This window comes from Kingella sp. (in: b-proteobacteria), assembly GCF_030527935.1.
Lineage (GTDB): Bacteria > Pseudomonadota > Gammaproteobacteria > Burkholderiales > Neisseriaceae > Kingella_B.
In genome coordinates this window covers 72,365-78,660 of record NZ_JAUMZV010000005.1, presented here as the reverse complement: position 1 = coordinate 78,660, position 6,296 = coordinate 72,365, and the positions used below count along the sequence as shown (strand labels likewise).

The following is a 6,296-nucleotide window of genomic DNA, read 5'->3' as shown; positions in this document are numbered from 1 at the left end:
AGGGGAAATTCTAACTTAATGTGAATTTCCTGAGTTATCTAGGACAGCCCCTTAATTTTTGCTGTGCGGCGAGGACATGGCGGCGGTCTTCGTTCCACGCGCGGATTTTGGCGGCGGCCTGCCGTTGTGCCTGCCGCAGGTTTGCCGCACTGGTTTCAGCGGCACGACGGACACAATCCCGAACTTCGGCTTGGGCAAAATGACGTTCGCTGCAACGGCGGCGGATATCGTATTCGGTCTGCACGATTTCGGCAGCCGCATGGGTGGCCGACAGGAATGCGACAAGCAATAGTGCGGTTTTACCGGGCATGGTTTTGTTTTCTGGCGGTTTGGCTTTCGGCACAGGATGCCGCCTTTGGCTTTCAGGCTGCCTGAAAGCGTGGGTATGGCGGCAAGACGCCATGTTTAATCTTTAAAATTTTCTGCGGCCGTACGAATCGGCCTTTCCCGCAGAGAGAAGGGTTTGGGGGTGCAGGCTGCTTTTCAGGCTGCCCGAACATTCACTCCAACTCTGCCAGTTTCTTGTCAATCGCTTCCGCATCCATATAGCTGCACATGGTGTGGTTGTTCAGCAGCATCACGGGGGCATCGCCGCACGCGCCCATGCACTCGCCTTCCACCAGCGTGAATTTGCCGTTCGCGGTGGTTTCGCCGTAGTCGATACCGAGCTTTTGTTTCAGGTATTCGCCCGCATCCACGCCGCCGCGCAGGGCGCAGGGAAGGTTGGTGCAGACGGTGAGTTTGTATTTGCCCACGGGTTTGAGGTCGTACATATTGTAGAACGTGGCGACTTCATACGCTGCGATGGGCGGAATGCCGACATATTGCGCTACATATTCGATGGTTTCGGGCGCAAGGTAGCCAAGCTCGGTTTGGGCGATGCGCAACGCGCCCATAATGGCGCTGCGGCGTTGGTCGGCGGGATATTTGGCCAGTTCGGTGTCGATTTGTTGCAACGATTGTGCGGATAACATGGTTTTGTTCTCGATAAAATGATGGGGCGGGTTTCAGGCAGCCTGAAAAGTGCAGGCTGCTTTTTGCGGCTTATCGGTCCACTTCCCCGAATACGATATCCTGCGTGCCGATAATCGCCACCACGTCGGCGAGCAGGTGGCCGCGCGCCATTTCGTCCATGCCTTGCAGGTGGGCAAAGCCGGGGGCGCGGATTTTCAGGCGGTAGGGCTTGTTCGCGCCGTCCGAAATGATGTACACGCCGAATTCGCCTTTGGGGTGTTCCACGGCGGTGTAGGTTTCGCCTTCGGGCACGTGCATACCTTCGGTAAACAGTTTGAAATGGTGAATCAGGTCTTCCATGCCCTGTTTCATTTCGGTGCGTTTGGGTGGGGCGACTTTGTGGTTGTCGGTAATCACGGGCAGGCCGGGGTTTGCACGCAGCCAGTCGGCGCATTGTTTGATGATACAGACGGACTGGCGCATTTCCGCCATGCGGCAGAGATAGCGGTCGTAGCAGTCGCCGTTCACGCCGACGGGGATGTCAAAATCAATTTGGTCGTACACTTCATACGGTTGTTTTTTACGCACGTCCCATTCCACGCCGGAACCGCGCAGCATCACGCCGGTGAAGCCTTTTTGCAGCGCGCGCTCAGGGGAAACCACGCCGATGCCGACCGTACGCTGTTTCCAAATGCGGTTGTCGGTGAGCAGAGTTTCCAGCGTGTCGATGTTTTTGGGGAAGCGTTCGCAGAAGGCATCGATAAAGTCGAGCATGGTGCCTTCGCGGGAAGCATTGAGTTCTTTCAACACTTTCGCGCTGCGGAATTTGCTTTTTTCGTATTTCGGCATGAAGTCGGGCAGGTCGCGGTACACGCCGCCGATGCGGAAATACGCGGCGTGCATGCGTGCGCCGGACACGGCTTCGTACAAATCCATCAGTTCTTCGCGGTCGCGGAAGGCATACAGAATCGCAGTCATCGCGCCGATATCCAAGGCGTGCGAACCGACACCCATCAGGTGGTTCAGAATGCGCGTTACTTCGGCGAACATGGTACGGATGTATTTGGCGCGGATAGGGATTTCCAATCCGAGCAGTTTTTCCACGGCAAGGCAGTAGGCCTGCTCGTTCACCATCATGGAAACGTAGTCCAAACGGTCCATATACGGCAGGGCTTGCAGGTAGGTTTTGGTTTCGGCCAGTTTTTCCGTGCCGCGGTGCAACAGGCCGATATGCGGGTCGGCGCGGACGATTTGTTCGCCGTCCAATTCCAAAATCATGCGCAATACGCCGTGGGCGGCGGGGTGCTGCGGACCGAAGTTGATGGTGTAGTTTCTGAGTTTAGCCACCGTAGTTCTCCTCGCGGACAACGCGCGGCGTGATTTCGCGCGGCTCAATGGTTACGGGTTGATAAATAACGCGTTTTTCGGTTTCGTCATAACGCATTTCCACATGGCCGGACACGGGGAAGTCTTTGCGGAACGGGTGGCCGACAAAACCGTAGTCGGTCAGGATGCGGCGCAAATCGGGGTGTTCGTTGAAGATAATGCCGTACATATCGAAGGCTTCGCGCTCGTACCAGTCTGCGCCGTTATACAGGTGGGTAACGGTGTGGACGATGGGGAAGCTGTCGTCGTCCGCCCACACGCGCACGCGCACGCGCTGGTTGTTCCGCACGGACAACAGTTGGCTGACCACGGCGAAGCGTTTGCCGTGCCATTCTTGGTTTTTGTAGGTGCTGTAATCCACGCCGCACAGGTCAATCAGCGTTTCAAAATGCAGCTCGGCATGGTCGCGCAGGGTCTGCATGATGTCGAGATAGTGCTCGGAACGGCATTCGACGGTGAGTTCGCCGAATGCAAGGATAATGTTGTCCGCCTTGCCGCCCAGTATGCGGGTGCAGGCTGCTTTTAGGTCTAAAACGTGCATGGTACGTTCCTGGTTGGGGTTTTGTTTTTTGGGGTTTCAGGCTGCCTGAAATGCCTGCACGGCCGCCCATACGATTTCAGGCTGCTCTTTCACGGCTTCGTGCGCGGCAAACGGCACGCTCATCAAATGCACATCGGGCAATTCGGTTTTCAGTTCGGCCCAGTCGTCAAAGGCAAGCAGGAAATCGGCTTCTCCGCGCACCGCCAGCACGGGAGCTTGAATTTGGCGGATGTTTTCGTTGGGATAACCGCTCGCGCCCTCGTCCAGCCACATGGCTTTCAATGCTGCCGCCCATTTATCCGCATCAGGCTCGGGATTGGCCGCCTGATAAGCGGCAAGCTGTTCGGGCAGATTTTCTTTTACAAAATCACTGTTTACCGCTTCAAACATCGGGCGAACACCACTCAAGTGCTTTTTGTGCCACTCCGCACCCACGGTAATGATTTTTTCGATATTTTTGTCTTCCGCGCCTAATCGGTAGGCAGTTATTCCTCCGTCGCTGAATCCGAACAGGCTGTATTTTTCCACGCCTTCATGCCGCAGGATTTGGCACACATCATCGGCGGCTTGGGCATAGGTCAGTGCGGCTGTGCCGAGCGTGGGGCGTCCATGCCCGCGCGTATCTATCGCAATCACGTGGTAGTGTTGCTGCAAACGTGGCAACAGCGGGGAAAAGTCGGCAATCGAACCGAAACCGCCGTGCAGCAATACGATAACGGGAGCTATTTCCTTGCCGCCGATTTGGTAGTGCAGCAGCGCACCTTGATATTCGATGATTTTGGACTGCATGGATTTTCCTTGGTTTCAGGCTGCCTGAAATGCTCCTGTTATTCCGTCCGCTTAATCATAAAGCCGTTGGACACGGTCTCCATGCCTATTTTCGGGTAATAGTCCATGGCGGCGGGCGCGGAAAGCAGGAGCAGCATGCTTTGTTCACCGACTGCCTGCTTCACTTCGCCAATCAGGCGTTTGCCGATGCCTTGGTGCTGGTATTCGGCGCGCACGGCCAAATCTGAAAGATAGCAGCAGTAGCTGAAATCGGTCAGCGCGCGGGCAATGCCGACGGGTTTTTCGCCGTCCCACGCGGTGATGACGAGATTGGCGTGGCGGTACATCTGGCGGATGCGGTCGGTATCCTGAATGGGGCGTTTGATGCCGCTGCTTTGGTAAATGGCGATGATGTCGTCGATTTCGGGGCGGCGTTGGTCGTAGGTAATGGCCATTTTGCTTTCCTTATGATGTGCAGGCTGCTTTTTCGGCTTCAGGCTGCCATCGTTCCAAAAGCAGCCTGCATCCTAATTCCGCTCAATCGTGCAGGTGCGTTTAATTTTGCCTTGAAGCTGGATAAGGCCGTACAGCAGGGCTTCGGCGGTCGGCGGGCAGCCGGGCACGTACACGTCCACCGGCACGACGCGGTCTGCGCCGCGCACCACGGAATAGGAATAGTGGTAATAGCCGCCGCCGTTGGCGCACGAACCCATCGACAGCACCCAGCGCGGCTCGGCCATTTGGTCGTACACGCGGCGCAGGGCGGGCGCCATTTTGTTGGTGAGCGTGCCGGCCACAATCATCAAATCGGCCTGACGGGGGGACGGGCGGAAGATGATGCCGAAGCGGTCAAGGTCGTAGCGCGCCATACCGGCGTGCATCATTTCCACCGCGCAGCATGCCAAGCCGAAAGTAACCGGCCAAAGCGAGCCCGTGCGGACATAGTTCAACACCGTATCCGCGCTGGCGGTTACGAAGCCTTTGTTCAAAACGCCTTCTATTCCCATTCGAGCGCACCTTTTTTCCATTCGTAAACAAAGCCCACCGTCAGCACGACGATGAACACCAGCATCGACCAGAACGCATACGCGCCCGTGTCGGCCATCAGGTCTTTATACACCACTGCCCAGGGCACCATGAAGGCGACTTCGAGGTCGAACAAAATAAACAGGATGGCGACCAGATAATAGCGCACGTCAAATTTCATGCGCGCGTTTTCAAAGGCTTCAAAGCCGCATTCAAAGGGGGTGTCTTTTTCGGCGTAGTGGCGTTTGGGGCCGAGCAGCGTGCCGAGTCCGATAAAGACGATGCCCGCAATGATGCCGATGATGGCAAAAATGAGTATGGGAAAATAGTTGGCTAACATGGTGCGACCTTAATATTCCGCAGTAAAAATGGTGGCGCATTTTAACGAATTTTGATGATGTTTAAAAGTTGCAAACGAAAGGAATATTTGTAAAAGTTCCGTATTTTCAATGCGTTCTTGATAGTCATTCTTATTTGCGGGTGGTTTGTGTTAAGAGATGGTCAAGATGATGGATTGGGCGGGGTGTTTGCGATGAGAGCAGAGGCAGCCTGAAAGCGGGGCGCAGGGTTTTCAGGCTGCTGTTATGCGGGTAAGGCAGCCTGAAACGATGTTTACACCATCCCGAAACAATAAAGGCAGCCTGAAAACGGTATCACTCGTTTTCAGGCTGCCTATTATGTGGTTGCAGCGTGGGGTATGTTTTCAGGCTGCCTTACTCCGCCGCGCCCACCATTTCTAAAAACTGATGCTCCGTGAGCTTGGGCGTGTCGTCTGCCAAGTGGTAATACGGGGCTTGGCAATCAACAAACATTTGCAGCGTCAAGGCAAAATCGGCATTGTCGGCAAACAAGCCAGCGTTCACATACCATGCGTCCATACCGCTTTCAGGCAGCAGGTGGAAATAAAGCTGTGTGCCGCATTGTTTGCAAAAAGTGCGCTCCGCCCAATCGGATGAACGATAGCTGCCGATGTGTTCGCCGCCGCTGATGTGTGGCTGGCTTTCGGCTGTTACAACAAACGATGCGCCGCCTGCGCGTTGGCGACATTTGCCACAATGGCAAGCGTGAACTTGGTGGTTATGGCTGACTTCAAGGGTTACGCAGCCGCATTGGCATTGTGCTTTCATGGTTGGATTTCCTTCTGTTGCGGTTGAGTAATTATTGCCATTATTGTTGAAATTTAGTTTTCAGGCTGCCTATTGAGCAGCTTGCGCTTTTTTCACGTCTTCCACAAAGCCCATGTCGTTGATGCGGATGTGGCGGAACAGCCAGCCTTCCAGTAGTTGCAGCATATCTTGGGCAACGTCTTCGCCTGCATCAAAGCGTTTTTGAAATTCCAGCACTTTGTTCACAAAGTTCAGATGCACTTTTTTGTGTTGCTCAACAAGGCGATAGTGCGCGTCTTCCAGCATGCGCTCTTCGTAGGCGAAATGGTCGGCGGTGTAGAAAATCAACTCTTCCAGCACTTTGCCCACTTCGGCGCGGTCGCCTTTTTCTTGGGCGGCATACAGCGCATCAAGGCATTCAACAAGGTGGCGATGTTGCTCGTCAATGTCGGGAAAGCCTGTTTCTAGGTCGTGTGTCCAGTAAACGTAAGCCATGATTGTGTCCTTTTTTTGGC

At 54.9% G+C, this 6,296-nt stretch carries 11 protein-coding genes; 1 reads left to right on the top strand and 10 read right to left on the bottom strand.

The window, feature by feature from the left end:
• Positions 1–34: 34 nt before the first annotated feature.
• The 8 genes from Q4A85_RS02900 to ndhC all read right to left on the bottom strand — a co-directional run bounded on the left by Q4A85_RS02900 (position 35) and on the right by ndhC (position 5,015).
• The gene (locus Q4A85_RS02900; RefSeq protein ID WP_303107663.1) at positions 35–403 is read right to left on the bottom strand and encodes a hypothetical protein; all 369 of its coding nucleotides are present in this window, start codon (positions 401–403) and stop codon (positions 35–37) included.
• A gap of 97 nt (positions 404–500) precedes the next feature.
• Positions 501–974, bottom strand: coding sequence for an NADH-quinone oxidoreductase subunit NuoE (gene nuoE / locus Q4A85_RS02895; RefSeq protein ID WP_303107662.1), 474 nt, complete (start codon positions 972–974; stop codon positions 501–503).
• 70 nt (positions 975–1,044) lie between these two features.
• Positions 1,045–2,301 carry an NADH dehydrogenase (quinone) subunit D gene (nuoD, locus tag Q4A85_RS02890; protein ID WP_303107661.1) on the bottom strand — a complete coding sequence of 419 codons (1,257 nt, stop codon included), beginning with the start codon at positions 2,299–2,301 and terminating at the stop codon, positions 1,045–1,047.
• Complete coding sequence (locus tag Q4A85_RS02885) at positions 2,294–2,881, bottom strand: NADH-quinone oxidoreductase subunit C (RefSeq protein WP_303107660.1); 588 nt, start codon at positions 2,879–2,881, stop codon at positions 2,294–2,296. Before Q4A85_RS02885 ends, nuoD begins: the two co-directional genes overlap by 8 nt.
• Before the next feature lie 36 nt (positions 2,882–2,917).
• Positions 2,918–3,670 (bottom strand): alpha/beta fold hydrolase, encoded by a 753-nt coding sequence (locus Q4A85_RS02880; RefSeq protein ID WP_303107659.1) that lies wholly within the window; start codon positions 3,668–3,670, stop codon positions 2,918–2,920.
• 38 nt (positions 3,671–3,708) lie between these two features.
• Positions 3,709–4,104 (bottom strand): GNAT family N-acetyltransferase, encoded by a 396-nt coding sequence (locus Q4A85_RS02875; RefSeq protein WP_303107658.1) that lies wholly within the window; start codon positions 4,102–4,104, stop codon positions 3,709–3,711.
• Positions 4,105–4,176: 72 nt separating this feature from the next.
• On the bottom strand, positions 4,177–4,656 hold the full coding sequence (locus Q4A85_RS02870) for an NADH-quinone oxidoreductase subunit B family protein (RefSeq protein ID WP_303107657.1): 480 nt from the start codon (positions 4,654–4,656) through the stop codon (positions 4,177–4,179).
• Positions 4,647–5,015: an NADH-quinone oxidoreductase subunit A gene (gene ndhC / locus Q4A85_RS02865; RefSeq protein ID WP_303107656.1), complete on the bottom strand. Its 369-nt coding sequence runs from the start codon at positions 5,013–5,015 to the stop codon at positions 4,647–4,649. The genes Q4A85_RS02870 and ndhC overlap by 10 nt, the downstream gene beginning before the upstream one ends.
• A gap of 268 nt (positions 5,016–5,283) precedes the next feature.
• Here ndhC and Q4A85_RS02860 point away from each other — a divergent pair, with 268 nt between their 5' ends.
• Positions 5,284–5,415, top strand: a complete 132-nt coding sequence (locus Q4A85_RS02860) for a hypothetical protein (RefSeq protein ID WP_303107655.1) — start codon at positions 5,284–5,286, stop codon at positions 5,413–5,415.
• Here Q4A85_RS02860 and Q4A85_RS02855 read toward each other — a convergent pair.
• Positions 5,389–5,802, bottom strand: a complete 414-nt coding sequence (locus Q4A85_RS02855; RefSeq protein ID WP_303107654.1) for a GFA family protein — start codon at positions 5,800–5,802, stop codon at positions 5,389–5,391. The two genes, Q4A85_RS02860 and Q4A85_RS02855, sit on opposite strands and share 27 nt — an antisense overlap.
• Before the next feature lie 69 nt (positions 5,803–5,871).
• Positions 5,872–6,276: a bacteriohemerythrin gene (locus tag Q4A85_RS02850; protein ID WP_303107653.1), complete on the bottom strand. Its 405-nt coding sequence runs from the start codon at positions 6,274–6,276 to the stop codon at positions 5,872–5,874.
• Positions 6,277–6,296 lie beyond the last annotated feature (20 nt).